Source organism: Variovorax sp. P4_D9, from assembly GCF_056401695.1.
The window spans coordinates 1-17,523 of the sequence record NZ_JBFUIU010000004.1 but is presented as its reverse complement, the minus strand read 5'-3'; the positions used below and the strand labels follow the sequence as shown (position 1 = coordinate 17,523).

Here is a 17,523-nt window from a genome sequence, read left to right as displayed (position 1 = left end):
GCCACAGAGATTCGAATAGCCCGGTTTCATCTCACACCAGCGGGGCCACCGGCGAGTGCACCGCGCCCGCGGATTCGAGTGCCGCGGCCACCCGCAGCACCAGGTCTTCGCGCCATGGAGCGGCGATCACCTGGACGCCGATCGGCAGCGCCGGATGGGCGCCCCAGACCGGCACCGCGCACACCGGCAGGCCGATGCACGAGATCGGTTGGGTCAGCAGGCCCATGTTCGGACGCACCGGCAGCCGGTGTCCATTGATCTCGAAGAACTCGGCACCGATCGGCGTTGCCGCCGCGGGCGTCGCGGGCGCCAGCAGGACGTCGAAGCGCTCGAACACCGTTGCCACCTGCTCCGCATAGAGGCGCCGCACGCGCTGCGCCCGCGCCACCCAGGCGGCCGGCAGCAGCGCGCCGGCCAGGAAGCGGTCGCGCGACAGCGGTTCGAAGTCCTGCGCGCGCTTGCGCAGGTCGGGCAGGTGCAGCGCGGCACCTTCGGAGTTGGTGACCAGGAAGGCGGCAGCCCGGCCGGCCTCGACCATCGGCAGTTCGACCGTGCGGCTGGCGCCCAGCGCCTGCGCCACGGCGTCGACCGCAGTCAGCGCCTCGGGCGAAGCATGCTGGCGGAAATAGCCGCCGAGCACGCCGATGCGAAGGCCCTGCGCGCCCAGCGTCAGCGATGCGGCGACCGGCTCGACCGCGCGCTGCGCGCAGCCGGGGTCGTGCGGGCCGCGGCCCTCGGGGCCCTGCATCGCGTCGTAGGCCAGCGCCAGGTCGCGCGCCGAGCGCGCGAACGGGCCCAGGTGGTCGAGGCTCGACACGAAGGGATAGCTGCCGGTGCGCGGCAGCCGTCCGAAAGTCGGCTTGAGACCGAACACGCCGCACAGCGACGAGGGCACGCGGATCGAGCCGTTGGTGTCGGAGCCCAGCGTCAGCGGCACCTGGCCGGCGGCGACCGCTGCGCCCGATCCGCCAGAGGAGCCGCCCGCGATGCGCGCCAGGTCGTGCGGGTTGCGGGTCGGGCCGGCATGGCTGTTCTCGGTGGTGAAACCGTAGGCGTACTCGTCCATGTTGAGCGCACCGACCAGCACCGCGCCCGCACTCTCGAGCCGACGCACCAGCGCCGCGTCGTCGCGCGGCGGCGTGCTCGCGCGCTCGATCTTCGAGCCGGCCAGGGTCGCGAGTCCGGCGATGTCGAACAGGTTCTTGACCGCGAAGGGCACGCCCAGCAGCGGCAACTCGCGGGTGCGTGCGCCATGGTCCGAGGCGAGCGAGGCATCGACCTGCGCCGCGCGCCGCAGCGCGCGCTCGCGCAGCACCGCGGTGAAGGCGTTGACGCGGGCGTCGGTGGCACCGATGCGGTCCAGGCTGGCCTGCACCAGCGCCACCGCGCTGACCGCGTTGCCGCGCACGGCCTCGGTCATTTCGGATGCGTCCTGCTTGAGCAAGGCAGCGGCGCTCATAGCTCCTTCTCCCTCGGCGACACCGGCGAGAAGCTCAGCGCCGGCTCGTCGCGCTCGCTGAGGGGCACCGCATCCACCAACGCGGCGAACTCCGCAGCCAGCGCGAAGTAGCGCAGCACGCCCGGCCGCTGATCGGGCCTGAGCCTCAGGCCGAGCACGGCCGCCGATGCATCGACATAGGCTTCGATCTCCGAAGAGGTCATGGTTGCAACTCCTAGCGGCGCACTTCGCGCTGGAAGATCTCCAGGCTGAGTTTCTTCATGGCGACGAAGCTCGCCGAGCTCAGCGTCTCAAGCGTGCGCGGCCGCTCGTCGCGGTAGTCGAGGATCTCCGCCACCTTGGTCGGTCGCTTGGTCAAGAGCAGCACCTGGTCGGCGAGATACACCGCTTCTTCGAGATCGTGCGACACCAGCAGCATCGTCGTGCCGGTCTTCATGAACACCTCCTGCAGCTTCTCGCGGATGAAGAGCGTCATCTCGAAGTCGAGTGCCGAGAACGGTTCGTCGAGGAACAGCACCTCGGGGTTCGGCGCCAGCGCCCGCATGATCGAGGCGGTCTGCTGCYGGCCGCCCGACAACTCGTAGGGATAGCGCTTGAGGTCGAACTTGACGTCGAAGGAAGCCACCAGCTCTTCCATGCGCCGATCGACCTCGGCCTTCGAACGGCCTTCGAGCTTCAGCGGGTAGGCGATGTTGTCGATGGTCCGCATCCACGGGAACATCGCCTCGCGGTAGTTCTGGAACACGTAGCCGATCTTGGTGTCCTTCAGCGACTTGCCGTCGAACAGGATCTCGCCCGAGTCGATCGGGATCAGGCCCGCGATCATGTTGATTAGGGTCGACTTGCCGCAGCCGTTGGGACCGAACACCGAGACGATCTCGTTCTTGGGGATGTCGAGGTCGAAGCTCTCATAGAGCGGCCAGCCCGCGAAGTACTTGGTCAGCCCGCGGATCGTGATGTGGGTGCCGGCCGGGCCCGGGGTGAAGACCGGCTTCGGCACGTCGGCGTACACGGGCCCGTTGATGACCTTTTCGACGGTGGCTCTCATCTTCCGCTCCAGTGCACGATGCGGCGCTCGGCCACGAGGAAAAGGATGTTCAGCGCATAGCCCAGCGCGCCCGCCGCGAGGATCGAGGCGTACATGTCCTTGACGTTCATCACCTGCTGCGAGTTGATGATGCGGTGGCCGAGCCCGCTGTCGGAGCCGATGAACATCTCGGCCACGATCACGATCACCAGCGCCATCGAGACCGCCGAGCGCAGGCCGACGAAGGTCGGCTGCAGGCTCTCCCAGACCAGCACGTCGCGGAAGATCTGCCAGCGCGAGGCGCCCATCACCTTGGCCGCCATGACCCGCTGCTTGCGTGCGTTCATCACGCCGTAGGCGCTGTTGAAGACCACGATCAGCAGGGCGCCGAAGGCCGCGATCGCGACCTTGTTGACGTCCGAAACGCCGAAGATCATGAGGAACAGCGGGATCAGCGCCGACGACGGCGTCGAGCGGAAGAAGTCGATCAGGAACTCGACGCTGCGGTAGGCGCGCTCGTTGCTGCCGAGCAGCACGCCGAGCGGCACGCCCACGATGGCCGCGATCAGGAAGGCCTGCAGCGTGCGCCAGACCGTGACCGCGAAGTCGCCGAGCAGCGCGCCGCCGGCCAGGCCGGAGAGCAGCGTGAGCAGCGTGTCGCCCGGCATCGGCAGCAGGATCGCCTTTATCAGGCCGAAGCGCACCACAAGGTCCCAGACGATGAACAGCACCACCGGGCCGATGAAGGGCAGCGCCTTGACCCAGTGCGACTCGCGCGGCGGCGCGGAGGCGGATGCGTTGGCGGCAGGGGGCGACCAGGGCGCCGCGGGCGTGGGCGTGCTCATGGCATCAGCCCTTGTAGAGCATCGAGTCCACCATCAGGCGCGACGAGAAGATGCCCTTGTCCGAGAACAGGTCGAAGAACTTCTGGAAGTAGGCGATGTCGCCTGGCGTGAACTCGTTGTACATCGTGTAGGCCGCCAGCGGCACCTCGCCGGTCAGCGGGCCTTCGATCGCGGTGTAGCCCTTGAGGTACTGGCGTGCCTCGGCTGGCTTGCTGCGCACGAAGGCCACGCCTTGCCCGTAGGCGGTGATGAACTTCTTCGCCGCCTCGGGGTTCTTCTTGATCAGCGCCGAGGTCAGCGAGGCCGAGCCGCCGAACCACGGCGCCATCGGGTCGCCCAGCACATACTTCGCGATCACGCCGGCTTCCAGCACGCGCGTGCTGCCGTTGAGCCGGCCGATGGTGCCGGTCGGCTCCAGCGTGTAGCAGCCGTCGACCTGACCCGCCGCGAGCGCCGCCACATGCTGGCCGATCGGCAGCTCGACCACCGTGGCGCCTGTGGCGCCGCCGCGTTCGAGCACCGCCTTGGCCAGCGTCACGTTCTGGATGCCGGGACCCGAAGCGACCCGCTTGCCCTTCAGGTCGGCCATCACCTTGGCGGTGCTGGCGGTCGGCACCAGCACCTGGTCGAGCACGTTCTTCACGTTGCTCGGGTTGGAGCAGAAGATCTTGAAGCTGCCGGGCGCCGCGATCTCGCCGATCGCGATGTTGGCGGAGCCGGTGCCGTTGGCGCTGCCATCGCAGCGGTCGGCCAGCATCGCTTCCATGATCTGCTGCGCTCCGGCATAGCGCTGCACTTCGACGTCGAGGCCGGCGGCCTTGAAGTAGCCGAGTTCGACCGCGGCATAGAAAGGCAGGCCGGCCGCGATCGGCCAGTAGCCGATGCGGATCTTGGGTGCGCCCTGGGCCCCCACGATGGCCGGCACGGCGAGCACCGCGAGTCCGGCGGCGCCGGCCCGCAGCAGTTGGCGCCGCGAAGCCGGGGTGGCGAGGGTCAGGGGTTTCTTGCTGGGGGCCATGGGTGCTCCGGATCAAAGTGAAAAGGTGGAATCAGTTCGCGGCCGCGCTGCGCGCAGCGATGTAGGCGCGCCAGCCGCCGAGCCCGGTGATGTCGTCGGCGCCGGCCACCGCCAGCGCTTCGCAGAGGAAGCCCTGCACGCTGCGGCCGTCGGCCAGCAGCAGGCTGCCGATGCCCAGCGGCGCCGGGATCAGGGCGACAAAGCTGCCGTAGTGCGCCATCGGCATCTCCCAGATCTCGACCGCGATCGCCGCGCCCCCGCCCGCGGCCACGCGCAGCAGGCCGGGCTTGGGCGGCACGGTGCCGGGCAGCGCATAGAGACGGTAGTCCGGCGCTGTGTGCGTGGCCGCGACCAGCCGGGCGCCGCGCTCGGTTAGTTGGCCGTTCAGCGGCATGCCCGACAGGTGGGCGCCGACCACCGCGACCTGGACCGTCGGCGCCGCGGCGATCAGCGGCAGGTCCTGCATCGGCGGCATCGGCTCGCGCGTGGCGCCGAGCGGCAGCCCGGTGGCATGGTGGAAGCGCTGGCCGAGCTCGGCCAGCTGGAAGTCGCTGCCGGCACGGCCGATCAGCGTGATGCCGAAGGGGAGCCCGTCGGGGCGCAGGCTGGCCGGCACCGAGATCGCCGCGTAATCGAGCAGGTTCACGAAATTGGTGTATTCGCCGAGGTTGCGGTTGAGCGCCACCGGGTCGGCCTGCATCGCCTCGATCGTGTAGTGGGCCGGCGCAGTGGGCACCAGCAGCACGTCGATGTCGTTCCACATCGCGGCGGCTCGCTGGCCCAGCGCATGCAGCCGGGTGCGGGCTTCGACGAAGTCGGCGGCGCTGTAGCCGCGGCCCTGCGCCAGGATGCCGCGCACCGGCTCCACCACCTCGGCCTCGTGGGCGTCAAAGAACTCGCGCACCGCGGCATAGCGCTCGGCGACCAGCGCACTGTCGTAGAGCAGCGCGGCGGCCTCGGCCAGCGGCGCGTAGTCGATCTCGACCGGCGTGCCGCCCAGGGCGCGCAGCTGCGCGTTGGCGCGCTCGAAGGCCGCCTGCGCCTGCGCGTCGCCGAAGAAGTTGAGCGCCGAGGGCAGGCCGAAGCGGAAGGCCGCGGGCAGCGGCCGCGTCACCAGCGCGAGGTCGCGGCCGTAGGGGTCCTCGGGGTCGTAACCCATCGCCGCGTGCAGCACGCGGGCGGCGACCGCTACCGTGCGCGCGAAGATCGAGACGCAGTCGACGCTCTGCGCCGCCGGCACCACGCCGCGCGCGCTCAGCAGTCCGCGCGAGGGTTTGATGCCGACGATGTTGTTGAGCCCGGCCGGCACCCGGCCCGAGCCCGCGGTGTCGGTGCCGAGCGCGAAGTCGGCCTGCGCGGTCGCCACCACGTAGGCCGAACCGGAGCTCGAGCCACCCGACACGTAGCGCGGATCGAAACTGTTAGGCACTGCGCCATAGGGCGAGCGGGTGCCGTTCAGGCCGCAGGCGAACTGGTCGAGATTGGTCTTGCCCAACAGCGCCGCACCGGCATCGAGCAAGCGCTGCACCACGTGGGCGTGCGCCGCCGGCGTCCGGGCGAAGGCGGGGCAGGCCGCCGTAGTGGGGACCCCGGCGACGTCGATGTTGTCCTTGGCGGCGAAACGCAGGCCGGCCAGCGGGCCGCTGCCGGCACCGGCCAGGGGCGCCGCGAGCCGCGTGATCCACGCCGCGCCGGCCCGGCCTTCCAACTGAGGCTTGGCATCGCCCGGGCGAACTGCCTGTTCATGCACCATCATCAAGCATCCTGTCTTGTGTACAAGATGCCTTGCAAAGGATGTGCCAGCCGACTTCGCCGCCGGCGGCGCGGCATGCGGGAATAATGCGGGGCCTCAACCTCCCGCACCGAATGTCCGCACCGCAGGCTGCCGAAGCCCCCCCGTCCCTGCCCTGGCGCGACGCGCTCAAGGTTTATCTCGAACCCGCCTCGCTGCGCATGCTGGCGCTCGGCTTCTCGGCCGGCCTGCCGCTGCTGCTGGTGCTGGGGACGCTGAGCTTTCGCCTGCGCGAGGCCGGCATCGACCGCTCCACCATCGGTTTCCTGAGCTGGGTCGGCCTCGCCTATGGCTTCAAGTGGGTCTGGGCGCCGCTGGTCGACCGCCTGCCGGTGCCGCCGCTGACCACCCTGCTCGGCCGTCGCCGCGGCTGGCTGCTGCTGGCCCAGATCGCGGTCATCGCCGGGCTGGCCGGCATGGCCTTCAACGACCCGCGCGACGGCCTGCCGCCCCTGGTCTGGTGCGCGCTGCTGGTGGCCTTCGGCTCGGCGACCCAGGACATCGCGCTGGACGCCTTCCGCATCGAGTCGGCCGCCACGCGCAAGCAGGCCGCGCTGGCCGCCTGCTACCAGACCGGCTACCGCCTGGCGATGATCTGGGCCGGCGCCGGCGTGCTGTGGGTCGCCGCCTGGGCCGAACTGCCCGGCGTCGCGGGCTACCAGAACGGCGCCTGGAAGACCGCCTACCTGGTGATGGCGGCCTCGATGGCGGTCGGCATCCTGACGGTGCTGCTGTCGCCAGAGCCGGTGCGGATCGCCCTGCCGCAGCCCAGGGGCGCCCGCGAATGGCTTCGGAGCGTGCTGGTCGAGCCCTTCGCCGACTTCATCCGCCGCTACCGCTGGCAGGCGGTGCTGATCCTCTTGCTGATCGCCGTCTACCGCATCAGCGACGTCGTGATGGGCATCATGGCCAACCCCTTCTACGTCGACATGGGCTTCACCAAGGACGAGGTCGCCACGGTCAGCAAGATCTACGGCGTGGTGATGACGCTGGCCGGCGCCTTCGTCGGCGGCGCGCTGTCGATGAAGCTGGGCGTGATGCGGGTGCTGATGCTGGGCGCGGTGCTCAGCGCCGCCAGCAACCTGCTGTTCGCCGGCCTGGCCTCGCGCGGGCACGACCTGACGGCGCTGGTGCTGGTGGTGTCGGCCGACAACCTGGCCGGCGGCATCGCCTCGGCGGCCTTCATCGCCTACCTGTCGAGCCTGACCAACATCAGCTACTCGGCCACCCAGTACGCCCTGTTCAGCTCGCTGATGCTGCTGCTGCCGAAATTCATCGCGGGCTACTCCGGGGTGTTCGTGGACGACTTCGGCTACAGGGCCTTCTTCATCGGCACGGCGGTGCTCGGGGTGCCGGTGCTGCTGTTGGTGGCGCTGGCGTCGCGGGCCGCGGGCAACGGCAACGGCAAGGCCCCCGCCGGCGCGGCGCCCCCGCAGGAGATCTGAATTGGCGCCAAATGGCGCCAATTTGGAGGCGATCATGGCCAACTTGTCAGTCAAGGATGTTCCGGATGACGTGGCCGAGCGCTTGCGCCAACGCGCGGCCCGCAACCACCGTTCTTTGCAGGGTGAGCTGATGGCGATCATCGAACAGGCGGTGCGCGACTCGGAAGAAGCGCCCCAGCCGGTGCAGGCCCAGCCGGTCGGCGACGACTGGGGCGGCCGGGCCGTCCTGCGGCGCGGCGGCAAGCCGATCGAGCAGATCGCCGCCGAGCACCGCGCCCGCTTCCCGGCGCCAATCGCCACCGGCCCGCTCGCGGTCGACATCATTCGCGCCAACCGGGACGCCCGTTGAGCCGCCGGGCCGCTCCCAAGGCGAACAGCGCAGCGCGAAGCGCGGAGTTCGTGCGTTGACCCTGCCGATGCCCACGTGGCCGAGCCGCCGGCGGCCTATCGCCTGCGCCCGCCGATGGTGGTCGACTGCAGCGCGATCAGCGCGATCCTTTTCGACGAGCCGGCGCGCGACGCAGCGCTGGCGCGACTGACCGGCCATGCGCTGCATGGCCCCCCACCTGCTCGACCACGAGATCGTCAGCGTCGCGCTCGAGAAACGCCGGCAATTCTGGCCCGCCGAGTCGCTGGCGCTCGCGCTGGCCAACTACGGCGACTACGACATCGACCTGCAACCGGTCGACCTCGGCGCACAGTACGCGCTGGCCGTGCCCTACCAGCTCTCCGCCTACGACGCCGCCTATCTCTGGCTGGCGGCGGAACTCAAGGCACCGCTGGCCACCTTCGACGCCAGGCTGGCCGCGGCCGCGCAAACGCACCTGAGCGCCCTGCCCTGAGCGACCGGGGCCGCAAGGTCGCGGCGTCGGCCGATCCCGAAGGGTATCGCTCAACTGGTAGGCTGTCGTGTTTTAGACATCGCCGCTGCCCAACGTGACACCTTCACGCATTTCCCCCCTGCAGATCAGCGCCTACACCGCGACCTCGGCCGTCGGTGTGGGCAAGACCTCGCTCAGCGACGCGCTCGCGCAATCGCGCAGCGGCCTGCGCGCCAATGACTTCGGCGCCACGCCGCTGCCGACCTGGATCGGCCGTGTCGACGGCCTCGAGGCGCTCCGGCTGCCCGAGGAACTCGCGCCCTGGGATTGCCGCAACAATCGGCTGGCCTGGCTGGGCCTRCAGGCCGACGGCTTCATGGAAGCGGTCGCCGCCGCCCGCAAGCGCTATGGTCCGACCCGCATCGCGGTGATCCTCGGCACCTCGACCTCCAGCATCGGCGAGACCGAGGATGCCTATACCCAGCTGGTCGATGGCGCCTTCCCGGCTGACCAGCAGCGCCCGAAGGTGCATACGCCGCATTCGCTCGCCCTCTTCGTGCAGCAGGCGCTGGGCCTTGAAGGGCCGGCCGAGACCATCTCCACCGCCTGCTCGTCGAGCGCCAAGGTGTTCGCCTCGGCCGAGCGGCTGATCCGCCTCGGGCTGGTTGATGCGGCCGTGGTCGGCGGTGTCGACACGCTGTGCGGCAGCGTGCTGTTCGGCTTCAACTCCCTCGAACTGGTGTCGCCCGAGCCTTGCCGCCCCTTCGATGCCGCCCGCAAGGGCATCAGCCTCGGCGAGGCCGCGGGCTTCGCGCTGGTCGAGCGCGGGCGCGGCCCGCTCGAGCTGCTGGGCTACGGCGAGGCCAGCGACGCCCACCACATGTCCACCCCGCACCCGGAGGGCCTGGGCGCCGAGAAGGCGCTCGACGACGCACTGGCCCGCGCCGGCCTCGCCGCCAACGCCATCGACTACATCAACATGCACGGCACCGCCAGCACCAAGAACGACGAAGTCGAAGGCGCGATGGTGGCCCGCCGCTTCCCCGACACCACGCACGCCAGCTCGACCAAGGGCTTCACCGGCCACACGCTGGGCGCTGCCGGCATCGTCGAAGCCGTGATCAGCCTGCTGGCAATCGAGACCGGCCTGAAGCCGGGCAACGTCAACACCACCACGCTCGATGCCGAGTGCGGCCCGCAGATCAAGCTGCAGCCCGCGCGCGGCGAGGTGCGCTACGCGCTGAGCAATTCATTCGGCTTCGGCGGCAACAACTGCTCGCTGGTCTTCGGCAAGGGAGCCGCAGCATGACGACCACCCCCAAGACCCCCACCCTCTACATCGAAGGTCCGGCCTTCTGGTCGGCGACGCTGCCGGGCTGGGAGATCGCCAGCGCGGTCTTCCGCGGCAATGCCGCACCGGCCGACCCGCCGGCCAAGCGGCCCTCGCCCCAGTTGCTGGCGCCGGCCGAACGCCGGCGCGCCCCCGACACGGTGGCACTGGCGCTCGAAGTGGCGGCCGCAGCCGTGGCCGCTTCGGGCCGCAACGCCGCCGACCTGCCCTGCGTCTTCGCCTCGGCGCACGGCGACCTCGGCATCAACGACTACATGTGCAGCACGCTGGCGGCCGATCCGCTGCTGCTGTCGCCGATCAAGTTCCACAACTCGGTGCACAACGCCGCGGTCGGCTACTGGACCATCGGCACCGGCTGCATGGCGGCCAGCAACTCGCTCGCCGCCTACGAGAACAGCTTCGCATCCGGCCTGCTGGAAGCGGCCGCGCTGTGCGCCGCCGACCAGCGCGCCGTGCTGCTGGCCGGCTACGACATGCCGGCCGTCGGCGCACTGGCCTCGGTGACCCGCAGCCGCGAGATGCTGGCCGTGGCCCTCGTGCTGTCGCCCACGCGCACCGCCCGCACCGTGGCCGCCTTCGAATGGACGCTGGTGCCCGGCGCCTCGCAGGCCACGCGCGCCCGCTCCGAAGCGGCCCGGGCGCTGGAGGTCAACGCGATGGCCGACGCCCTGCCGCTGTTCGAGGCGCTGGCGCGCGCCGAACCTGTGTCGCTGAGTCTGCCGCTGTCGGCCACGCTGGCGCTCCAGCTGCAGCTGCAGCCCGAAGTGCAGCTCGAAACGCAAGACTGAAGTCCGATGGACGCCCGCCGCCACGCCCACGATGTCGTGATGGGCGACGGGCTCGCGGGACTCACGCTGGCCCTGCAATTGCGCCAACGCTTCCCCGACATCGACGTCGTGGTGCTCGAGCGGCGCTCGCACCCGGTGCCGCATGCCACCCACAAGGTGGGTGAGTCGTCGGTCGTGATCGGTGCCCACTACTTCGACACCGTGCTCGGCCTCAAGCCGCACCTGCACGGCGCCCAGTTGCGCAAGTTCGGCTTTCGCTTCTTCTTCAGCGAAGGCCGGCGCGACATCGACCAGGTGACCGAGATCGGCGCCAGCCGCTACCTCTCTGTGCCCGGCTACCAGATCGACCGCGGCATCTTCGAGAACTACCTGGCCGAGGAAGCCGGGCGCCGGGGCGTTCGATTCATCGACGGCGCGACCGTGCGCCGGATCGACCTGGCCGACGATCCGCGCGGGCCGCACCGGCTCGATTGGTCGGACGGCGACCGGACGCAGACGATCCACACCCGCTGGCTGGTCGACGCCTGCGGCCGCGCCGGGATGCTCAAGCGCCCGATGCGAGCCCGCGGCCAGCGGAATCAGGCAGACCCAGTAGCCGGCGCCGAACCAGATCTACCACTCGTTCTACGAGAGCACGCTGGCGCTCTACACCGACCAATACCCGCTGTTCGGCGACCCCGAGGTGCTGCCGGTGAAGGTCATCTGGGACTACACCTACTACTGGGGCGTGCTGGCCCAGATCTTCTTCCAGCAGAGGCTCACCGACCTGGCCGTGCTGGGCAGCCTGCGCGACGAACTGCAGCACTGCCAGCAGCTCAACATCGCGGCCCAGGCCTTCTTTCGCGCCTGGTCGGCAGTCAGCCACCGGCGCAACCCGGCCGTGATGCTCGACCAGGCGGCGCTGCCGTGGTTCGCCGAGCTCAACCGCAGCCTCAATGACACGCTCGGCGACGAGGCCTTCAAGCGCCGCATGCGGCAATCGGTCGACCGCCTGGCCACCCTGGCCGGCGAAATGCTGGCCCGCGCGCAGCGCGACCATCCGGGCCTGGACGGCGGCGCGCTGGCCGCGCTGCTGGCCCAGGCACCGGCGCCGGCAGGCCCCGCTCCGCAGCCCCTGCTGTTCGAAGCCGGATGACAGCCTCGTCACCAAGGTTTACCCAACTTTACGAAACGTTCAAGCCTGCGCGACCCCGCAGGAGGAAGCTACTCACCTTGCAACCACCGTGGCAGGCCGCACGGAGACACACCCATGAGCACTCCCCAACTCCTGATGATCGAAGACGACACCCGCCTGGCGCAGATGGTGGGCGAATACCTGACGCAGTCGGGTTTCGGCTTCGCGCATGCCGCCGACGGCGCCAGTGGGATCGAGATGCTGCAGCAGCGCTCGCCCGACCTCGTGATCCTCGATCTGATGCTGCCCGACACCGACGGCCTCGAGGTCTGCCGCCGGATCCGCGCGCTGCCCAACGGGCTCGCCAAGGTGTCGGTGCTGATGCTCACCGCCAAGGGCGACCCGATGGACCGCATCATCGGCCTGGAAATCGGCGCTGACGACTACCTGCCCAAGCCCTTCGAGCCGCGCGAACTGCTGGCGCGCATCCGCGCCGTGCTGCGCCGTCGCGGCGAGACCGCCGGCGAGGCCGAGGGCCCCGCCGTGATGCGCTTCGGCTCGCTGGACATCGACCGCAACGCCCGCAGCGTCACGGTCGGCGGCGAACCCGCCGACCTCACCTCCTACCAGTTCGACCTGCTGGTCGCGATGGCCGAGCGCGCCGGCCGCGTGCTCACGCGCGACCAGATCATGGAAGCCGTGCGCGGCCGCGAGCTCGAGGCCTTCGACCGCTCGATCGACGTCCACATGGGCCGGATCCGGGCCGCCATCGAGGTCGACGCCAAGAACCCGAAGCGCATCCTCACGGTGCGCGGCGTCGGCTACGTCTTCGCCAAGCAGCAGGACTGATGCTCCTCAAGCTCTACCGCCGGCACCTCTACGTCCGCATCTGGCTGGCGGTGGTGGCGGGCGTCTTCATCCTCACGCTGACGGCCAACTGGATCGTGCGAGAAGCAGCCGAGAGCGAGCGCGAACGGCTGGCGCCGGTGCCGCGCGAGGTCGTGGTGCTCGATTCGGACGACAAGCCAATCGGTGCCGGCAAGGCGCTGCGCGTGCCGGGCCAGGGATTGGAGTTCGACGTCACGCTGGGCGACGGCCGGGCGGTCACGCTGCGGGTGGCGCCACGCGAGCGCTCCCCCGGCGGCCCGCCGCCGATGTCGCCGTGGCGCACCCCCTTCGGGCTTGGCTGGATGGTGGCGCTGGTCGGCGTCATCGTGGCACTGGGCGTGTACCCGATCGTGCGCCGGCTCACCAAGCGGCTCGAAGTGCTGCAGCGCGGCGTGCAGCGCTGGGGCGAGGGCGACCTGTCGGTGCGCGTGGCCGAGGAAGGCCAGGACGAGGTCGCCGACCTCTCGAACGGCTTCAATGCCGCGGCGGCCCGAATCGAGCAGCTGGTGCGTTCGCACAAGTCGCTGCTGGCCAATGCCTCGCACGAGCTGCGTTCGCCGCTGACCCGCATCCGCATGAGCCTCGAGCTGATGGGCGAGCGGCCCAACCCGGCGGCACGCGAGGAAATCTCGCGCAACATCGCCGAGCTCGACCAGCTGATCGACGAGATCCTGCTGGCCAGCCGGCTCGACGCCAAGGAAGCCGACATGGGCACCATCGAGACCGTCGATCTGACCGGCCTCGCGGCCGAGGAGTGCGCCCGCGTCGATGCCGACCTCGAAGTCAGGGAAGGCACCGACAGCGACACTCTCACGGTGCGCGGCGTGCCGCGCCTGCTGCGCCGCGCCATCCGCAACCTGCTCGAGAACGCCGGCCGCTACGGTGCCGGCCAGATCAACCTGCAGATCGGCAGCCGTGCCGGGCGGGCCGAGATCCGCGTCAACGACCGCGGCCCCGGCGTGCCGGCGGCGCTGCGCGAGCGCATCTTCGAGCCCTTCTACCGCCTGCCGGGCGCCAGCGAACGCAACGGCGGCGTCGGGCTCGGCCTGGCGTTGGTGAAATCGATCACCGAGCGCCACGGCGGCAGCGTGCGCTGCGAGGACCGCCCGGGCGGCGGCGCCAGCTTCGTCATGACGTTGCCGCACTGAGGCCGCCTCTGGCGGCCTCCTAAAATCCGCCCCTATGCAGAGATCGCACATCGTTCGGCCCGCGGCCATGTTCTGGGGGCTGACGGTGTTCATGCCGGTCGGGGTCACCTACCTCTCGGCCCTGCTGCTGATGGTCGCGCTGCTGGCCGCCGGCGACTGGCGCGAACGTGCGATCAGGGTGCGCCACAACCCGATGTGGTGGCCGGTGATGGCCTACGTGATCTGGACCCTGGTCATCCTGGCGACGGGGCCCCACTATCCCGAGACCGGGTCGAACCTGGTGCACGGGCTGCGCATCGCGGCCACCGTGCTGATGGCGCTGGCGCTCACGCGCGAAGAGGCGATCTGGGCCGTGCGCGGCTTCTGGATCATCGGACTCGTGAACATCGTGATGATCGCGCTCTACTACACCGTCGGCTTCCCGATGCTGGAGCCCTGGCGCGGCGTGCTGATCCTGGTCGGCAACAAGTCGATCAGCAATGCGCTGCTGTTCACGATCATGGCCGCCACGGCCGCGGTGTACGGGCTCAAGGCGCTGGTCGAGCATCGGTCCTGGCACGCCGCCGCRGCCTTCGCGCTGGTGCCCGTGGTGATGGYGATCATCACCTTCACCCTGCCCTCGCGCACCTCGCTGCTGGCCCTGCTGCTGGTGATCCCGGCCGCCTGCGTGCACCAGTGGCGGCGGCAGCTCAAGGTGCTGGCGCTGGTGCTGATGGTGGTCGGCGCAATCGGCATCGGCGCCCTGTGGAACACGCCGGTGGTGCAGCAGAAGTTCGCGGTCGGCATGCAGGAGATCGAGGCCGCGCAGGCCGGCGAGATCTCCGAGGCCAGCTGGGTCGTGCGCTACTACATGTACCGCGACACGGCCCGCATGATCATCGACCGGCCCCTCACCGGCTGGGGCATCGGCGGCTGGACCGAGCAGTGGCACCTGCGCGGGCCCAAGCTGCTCGACTACAAGAACATGCCCCACAACGACTTCCTGTGGATGGGCKCGCAAAGCGGTGTTCCGGGAGCGCTGAGCCTGCTGGCGATCATGCTGGTCGCGGTCTGGATCGCCTGGCGCCGCGACGACCTGGCCGGGCGCCAGGCCTTCGCCGCGACGCTGATCATGCTGATCGCCACCAGCGTCAACTCGGCACTGCGCGATGCGCAGATCGGGCTGGCGCTGCTGTGGGTCGCGATGGTCTACCTGCGGCTGGCGCAGGATCCGGGGGAGTCCTGGCGCGGGCTGCTGCCCTCGAGGCCCCGGTCATAGCCCACGAACGGGCCGAAGAACACCATCTCGCGCTCGAGACCGGCGGCGATCTCGTCCTGCGACGGCAGTTCGCCAATAAATTCAGGCCATGACTGCACGACGTGGCGGGACCACTCGCGAGGCTCGATCCGGCTGATTGGCCCCTGGGTGGCCAGGAATTCGAAGCCCTGCGCAGTCAGCTTCCTGATCGCAAGGCGGATCGCGGACTCGGGGTCCGACGCCGTAGCGTAGGCCGACACATAGGCGCCGGCAAGGGTCGACGGCAGGGTGCCGTTCGAGCCTCGTCCCACCTTGACGTTGACAAGGTACAAGTCGCGCACGGGAACCCCGAAAGGCTCAGTGGTGGTGGCCCGCCGCCTCGCCGGCCTTGAGCCTGTAGACCGTGCCGCAGTAAGGGCACTTGGCCTCACCGGTGCGGGCGACATCGAGGTAGACCTTGGGGTGGGCGCTCCAGAGCTGCATGTCGGCCTTGGGATTCGGGCAGAACACGCCGCCCTGGTCGTTCAAGTCCTTGGCGAGGAGTTCGATGGTGCTCTTGGGGGTGGACATCGTCTTCAGACCTTGGTGAGCCAGTGGGCGTACTTGGGATTCCGGCCATTCACGATGTCGAAGAAGGCACTCTGGATCTTCTCGGTGACCGGGCCGCGCGAGCCGGTGCCGATCTCGACGCGGTCGAGTTCGCGGATCGGCGTGACTTCGGCCGCGGTGCCGGTGAAGAAGGCTTCGTCGGCGATGTAGACCTCGTCGCGCGTGATGCGCTTCTGCACCACCTCGATGCCGAGGTCCTTGCAGATGTGCAGGATCGTGTTGCGCGTGATGCCGTTGAGCGCGCCGGCCGACAGGTCGGGCGTGTAGACCACGCCGCCCTTGACCACGAAGATGTTCTCGCCCGCGCCTTCGGAGACGAAGCCGCTGGCGTCGAGCAGCAGTGCCTCGTCGTAGCCGTCGTCGAGCGCTTCCATGTTGGCCAGGATCGAGTTGCTGTAGTTGCTGACCGCCTTGGCCTGCGTCATCGTGATGTTGACGTGATGCCGCGTATAGCTGGAGGTCTTGACGCGGATGCCGCGCTTCATGCCCTCGTCGCCCAGGTAGGCGCCCCAGGCCCAGGCCGCGACCATCGCGTGGATCCTGTTGCCCTTGGGGCTGACGCCGAGCTTCTCGGAGCCGATCCAGACGAGCGGGCGCAGGTAGCAGCTGTCGAGCTTGTTCTCGCGCACCACCTGCTTCTGGGCCTCGTTGACCTGCTCCTGGCTGAACGGGATCTTCATGCGCAGGATCTTGGCGCTGTTGAACAGCCGCTCGGTGTGCTCGGCCAGGCGGAAGATCGCGGTGCCGTTGACCGTGTTGTAGGCGCGCACGCCCTCGAAGACGCCGCAGCCATAGTGCAGCGTGTGGCTCAGCACGTGGATCTTGGCTTCGCGCCAGTCCACGAGATCGCCGTCCATCCAGATCTTGCCGTCACGGTCGTCCAGTGCGGGGGGCAGTGCGCTCATGTCTTTGTCCTTCAACCGGGGGGTATGTCGCAAAAGCTTTCGATTTTACGGCCGCGGGCCGGAGGTGTCGGACCGACAATCGTCGGTTTTGCCAACCCGCCAGAGAAAAGGATTTCAGTGTCCGTCTTCAAGAACGTCATCGTCTACCGCATCGAAGCCACCTGGTCGCAGTCGCTCGACCAGGTCGAGCAAGGGCTGGCCGCGCAGCGCTTCGTCCCCTGTAGTCCGTCGCAGGAAAAGTCCGCCGGCTGGACCGAGCCTCGCGGCCAGGAGCACGGCCCGCTCGCCGAATCCGTCGCCGGCCAGTGGCTGCTCGACTACATGATCGAGACCAAGACCCTGCCCGCCTCCGTCGTGCGCCGCAAGGTCGACGAACGCGCCGCGCAGATCGAGGCCACCACTGGCCGCAAGCCCGGCAAGAAGGAAAAGAAGGAACTCAAGGAAGACGTCACCCACGAACTGCTGCCACTGGCCTTCACGCGCCATGCCCGGGTGGCGGTCTGGATCGACCCGAAGGCCCGCCGGCTGGTGGTGAACTCGAGCAATGCCGCGCGCGCTGACGAAGTGGTCACCAGCCTCGTCAAGTCGCTCGACGGCTTCGCGGTGGCGCTGGTCAACTCGCAGGTCGAGCCGGCGGCGGCGATGTCCGAGTGGCTGTCGAGCCAGGAACCGCCCGCCGGCTTCACGATCGATCGCGAATGCGAGCTCAAGGCGACCGACGAATCGAAGGCCGTGGTGCGCTACGCCAAGCACCCGCTGGACATCGACGAGGTGCGCGGGCACATCGCGGCCGGCAAGCGCCCGACCCGGCTCGCGATGACCTGGGACGACCGCGTTTCTTTCGAGCTGACCGAGGGGCTGCAACTGCGCAAGATCGTGTTCCTCGAAGGCACGCTGGACGACGCTCCGGCCTCGGGCAAGGAAGACGACTTCGACGCCAACGCTGCGATTGCGACCGGCGAGCTGGGCCAGCTGGTGCCCGAACTGCTGGAGGCCCTGGGCGGCGAGATGAAGCTGGGGACGGCGGCGGCTGCCGACGCGGCGCCTGCGGCCTCGGCGGCGCCCAAGGCCGAGAC

19 protein-coding genes and 1 pseudogene are annotated in these 17,523 nt (G+C 69.5%); 11 read left to right on the top strand and 9 right to left on the bottom strand.

The genetic code is table 11. The features are described 5' to 3' along the window. Positions 1 to 31: 31 nt before the first annotated feature. From AC1DY5_RS00945 to atzF, 6 genes are read right to left on the bottom strand one after another with little or no spacing between them, the layout of a single operon-like run. A complete protein-coding gene (locus tag AC1DY5_RS00945) occupies positions 32 to 1,459 on the bottom strand; it encodes an AtzE family amidohydrolase (protein WP_478107467.1) in 1,428 nt (475 codons plus the stop codon). After that, positions 1,456 to 1,662 carry a DUF4089 domain-containing protein gene (locus tag AC1DY5_RS00940; protein WP_478107465.1) on the bottom strand — a complete coding sequence of 69 codons (207 nt, stop codon included), beginning with the start codon at positions 1,660 to 1,662 and terminating at the stop codon, positions 1,456 to 1,458. The genes AC1DY5_RS00945 and AC1DY5_RS00940 overlap by 4 nt, the downstream gene beginning before the upstream one ends. Positions 1,663 to 1,673: 11 nt before the next feature. Continuing rightward, positions 1,674 to 2,507, bottom strand: a complete 834-nt coding sequence (locus tag AC1DY5_RS00935; RefSeq protein ID WP_478107463.1) for an ABC transporter ATP-binding protein — start codon at positions 2,505 to 2,507, stop codon at positions 1,674 to 1,676. Further along, complete coding sequence (locus AC1DY5_RS00930; protein WP_478107461.1) at positions 2,504 to 3,331, bottom strand: ABC transporter permease; 828 nt, start codon at positions 3,329 to 3,331, stop codon at positions 2,504 to 2,506. Before AC1DY5_RS00930 ends, AC1DY5_RS00935 begins: the two co-directional genes overlap by 4 nt. Before the next feature lie 4 nt (positions 3,332 to 3,335). Continuing rightward, a complete protein-coding gene (locus AC1DY5_RS00925) occupies positions 3,336 to 4,349 on the bottom strand; it encodes an ABC transporter substrate-binding protein (RefSeq protein WP_478107459.1) in 1,014 nt (337 codons plus the stop codon). Positions 4,350 to 4,380: 31 nt separating this feature from the next. Then, positions 4,381 to 6,105 (bottom strand): allophanate hydrolase, encoded by a 1,725-nt coding sequence (atzF, locus tag AC1DY5_RS00920; RefSeq protein WP_478107456.1) that lies wholly within the window; start codon positions 6,103 to 6,105, stop codon positions 4,381 to 4,383. A gap of 110 nt (positions 6,106 to 6,215) precedes the next feature. Between atzF and AC1DY5_RS00915 the strand changes: the two genes are divergently transcribed. The 10 genes and pseudogenes from AC1DY5_RS00915 to AC1DY5_RS00870 all read left to right on the top strand — a co-directional run bounded on the left by AC1DY5_RS00915 (position 6,216) and on the right by AC1DY5_RS00870 (position 14,954). After that, positions 6,216 to 7,586, top strand: a complete 1,371-nt coding sequence (locus AC1DY5_RS00915; RefSeq protein WP_478107455.1) for an AmpG family muropeptide MFS transporter — start codon at positions 6,216 to 6,218, stop codon at positions 7,584 to 7,586. 34 nt (positions 7,587 to 7,620) lie between these two features. After that, positions 7,621 to 7,935 (top strand): FitA-like ribbon-helix-helix domain-containing protein, encoded by a 315-nt coding sequence (locus AC1DY5_RS00910; RefSeq protein ID WP_478107453.1) that lies wholly within the window; start codon positions 7,621 to 7,623, stop codon positions 7,933 to 7,935. Between the two features lie 205 nt (positions 7,936 to 8,140). Further along, the gene (locus AC1DY5_RS00905; RefSeq protein WP_478107451.1) at positions 8,141 to 8,428 is read left to right on the top strand and encodes a type II toxin-antitoxin system VapC family toxin; all 288 of its coding nucleotides are present in this window, start codon (positions 8,141 to 8,143) and stop codon (positions 8,426 to 8,428) included. A gap of 94 nt (positions 8,429 to 8,522) precedes the next feature. Continuing rightward, the gene (locus tag AC1DY5_RS00900; protein WP_478107448.1) at positions 8,523 to 9,716 is read left to right on the top strand and encodes a beta-ketoacyl-[acyl-carrier-protein] synthase family protein; all 1,194 of its coding nucleotides are present in this window, start codon (positions 8,523 to 8,525) and stop codon (positions 9,714 to 9,716) included. Then, a complete protein-coding gene (locus tag AC1DY5_RS00895) occupies positions 9,713 to 10,546 on the top strand; it encodes a beta-ketoacyl synthase chain length factor (protein ID WP_478107446.1) in 834 nt (277 codons plus the stop codon). The genes AC1DY5_RS00900 and AC1DY5_RS00895 overlap by 4 nt, the downstream gene beginning before the upstream one ends. 6 nt (positions 10,547 to 10,552) lie before the next feature. After that, positions 10,553 to 10,687, top strand: a pseudogene (locus tag AC1DY5_RS00890) (NAD(P)-binding protein); the annotation flags it as partial. A 550-nt stretch (positions 10,688 to 11,237) separates the two neighbouring features. Then, positions 11,238 to 11,681 carry a hypothetical protein gene (locus AC1DY5_RS00885; protein WP_478107532.1) on the top strand — a complete coding sequence of 148 codons (444 nt, stop codon included), beginning with the start codon at positions 11,238 to 11,240 and terminating at the stop codon, positions 11,679 to 11,681. Between the two features lie 114 nt (positions 11,682 to 11,795). Continuing rightward, entirely contained in the window at positions 11,796 to 12,509 is a 714-nt protein-coding gene (locus tag AC1DY5_RS00880; protein WP_478107444.1) for a response regulator, read from the top strand. Beyond that, positions 12,509 to 13,696 (top strand): HAMP domain-containing sensor histidine kinase, encoded by a 1,188-nt coding sequence (locus AC1DY5_RS00875; RefSeq protein ID WP_478107442.1) that lies wholly within the window; start codon positions 12,509 to 12,511, stop codon positions 13,694 to 13,696. The genes AC1DY5_RS00880 and AC1DY5_RS00875 overlap by 1 nt, the downstream gene beginning before the upstream one ends. Before the next feature lie 34 nt (positions 13,697 to 13,730). Further along, on the top strand, positions 13,731 to 14,954 hold the full coding sequence (locus AC1DY5_RS00870) for an O-antigen ligase family protein (RefSeq protein ID WP_478107440.1): 1,224 nt from the start codon (positions 13,731 to 13,733) through the stop codon (positions 14,952 to 14,954). Here AC1DY5_RS00870 and AC1DY5_RS00865 read toward each other — a convergent pair. From AC1DY5_RS00865 to AC1DY5_RS00855, 3 genes are read right to left on the bottom strand one after another with little or no spacing between them, the layout of a single operon-like run. Further along, on the bottom strand, positions 14,885 to 15,274 hold the full coding sequence (locus AC1DY5_RS00865) for a hypothetical protein (RefSeq protein WP_478107438.1): 390 nt from the start codon (positions 15,272 to 15,274) through the stop codon (positions 14,885 to 14,887). The two genes, AC1DY5_RS00870 and AC1DY5_RS00865, sit on opposite strands and share 70 nt — an antisense overlap. A 16-nt stretch (positions 15,275 to 15,290) precedes the next feature. Beyond that, positions 15,291 to 15,503, bottom strand: a complete 213-nt coding sequence (locus tag AC1DY5_RS00860) for a zinc-finger domain-containing protein (protein WP_478107436.1) — start codon at positions 15,501 to 15,503, stop codon at positions 15,291 to 15,293. Between the two features lie 5 nt (positions 15,504 to 15,508). Then, positions 15,509 to 16,447, bottom strand: a complete 939-nt coding sequence (locus tag AC1DY5_RS00855; RefSeq protein WP_478107433.1) for a branched-chain amino acid transaminase — start codon at positions 16,445 to 16,447, stop codon at positions 15,509 to 15,511. A gap of 117 nt (positions 16,448 to 16,564) precedes the next feature. Here AC1DY5_RS00855 and AC1DY5_RS00850 point away from each other — a divergent pair. Further along, a partial coding sequence (locus tag AC1DY5_RS00850) for a recombination-associated protein RdgC (RefSeq protein WP_478107527.1) occupies positions 16,565 to 17,523 on the top strand: 959 nt, incomplete at its 3' end.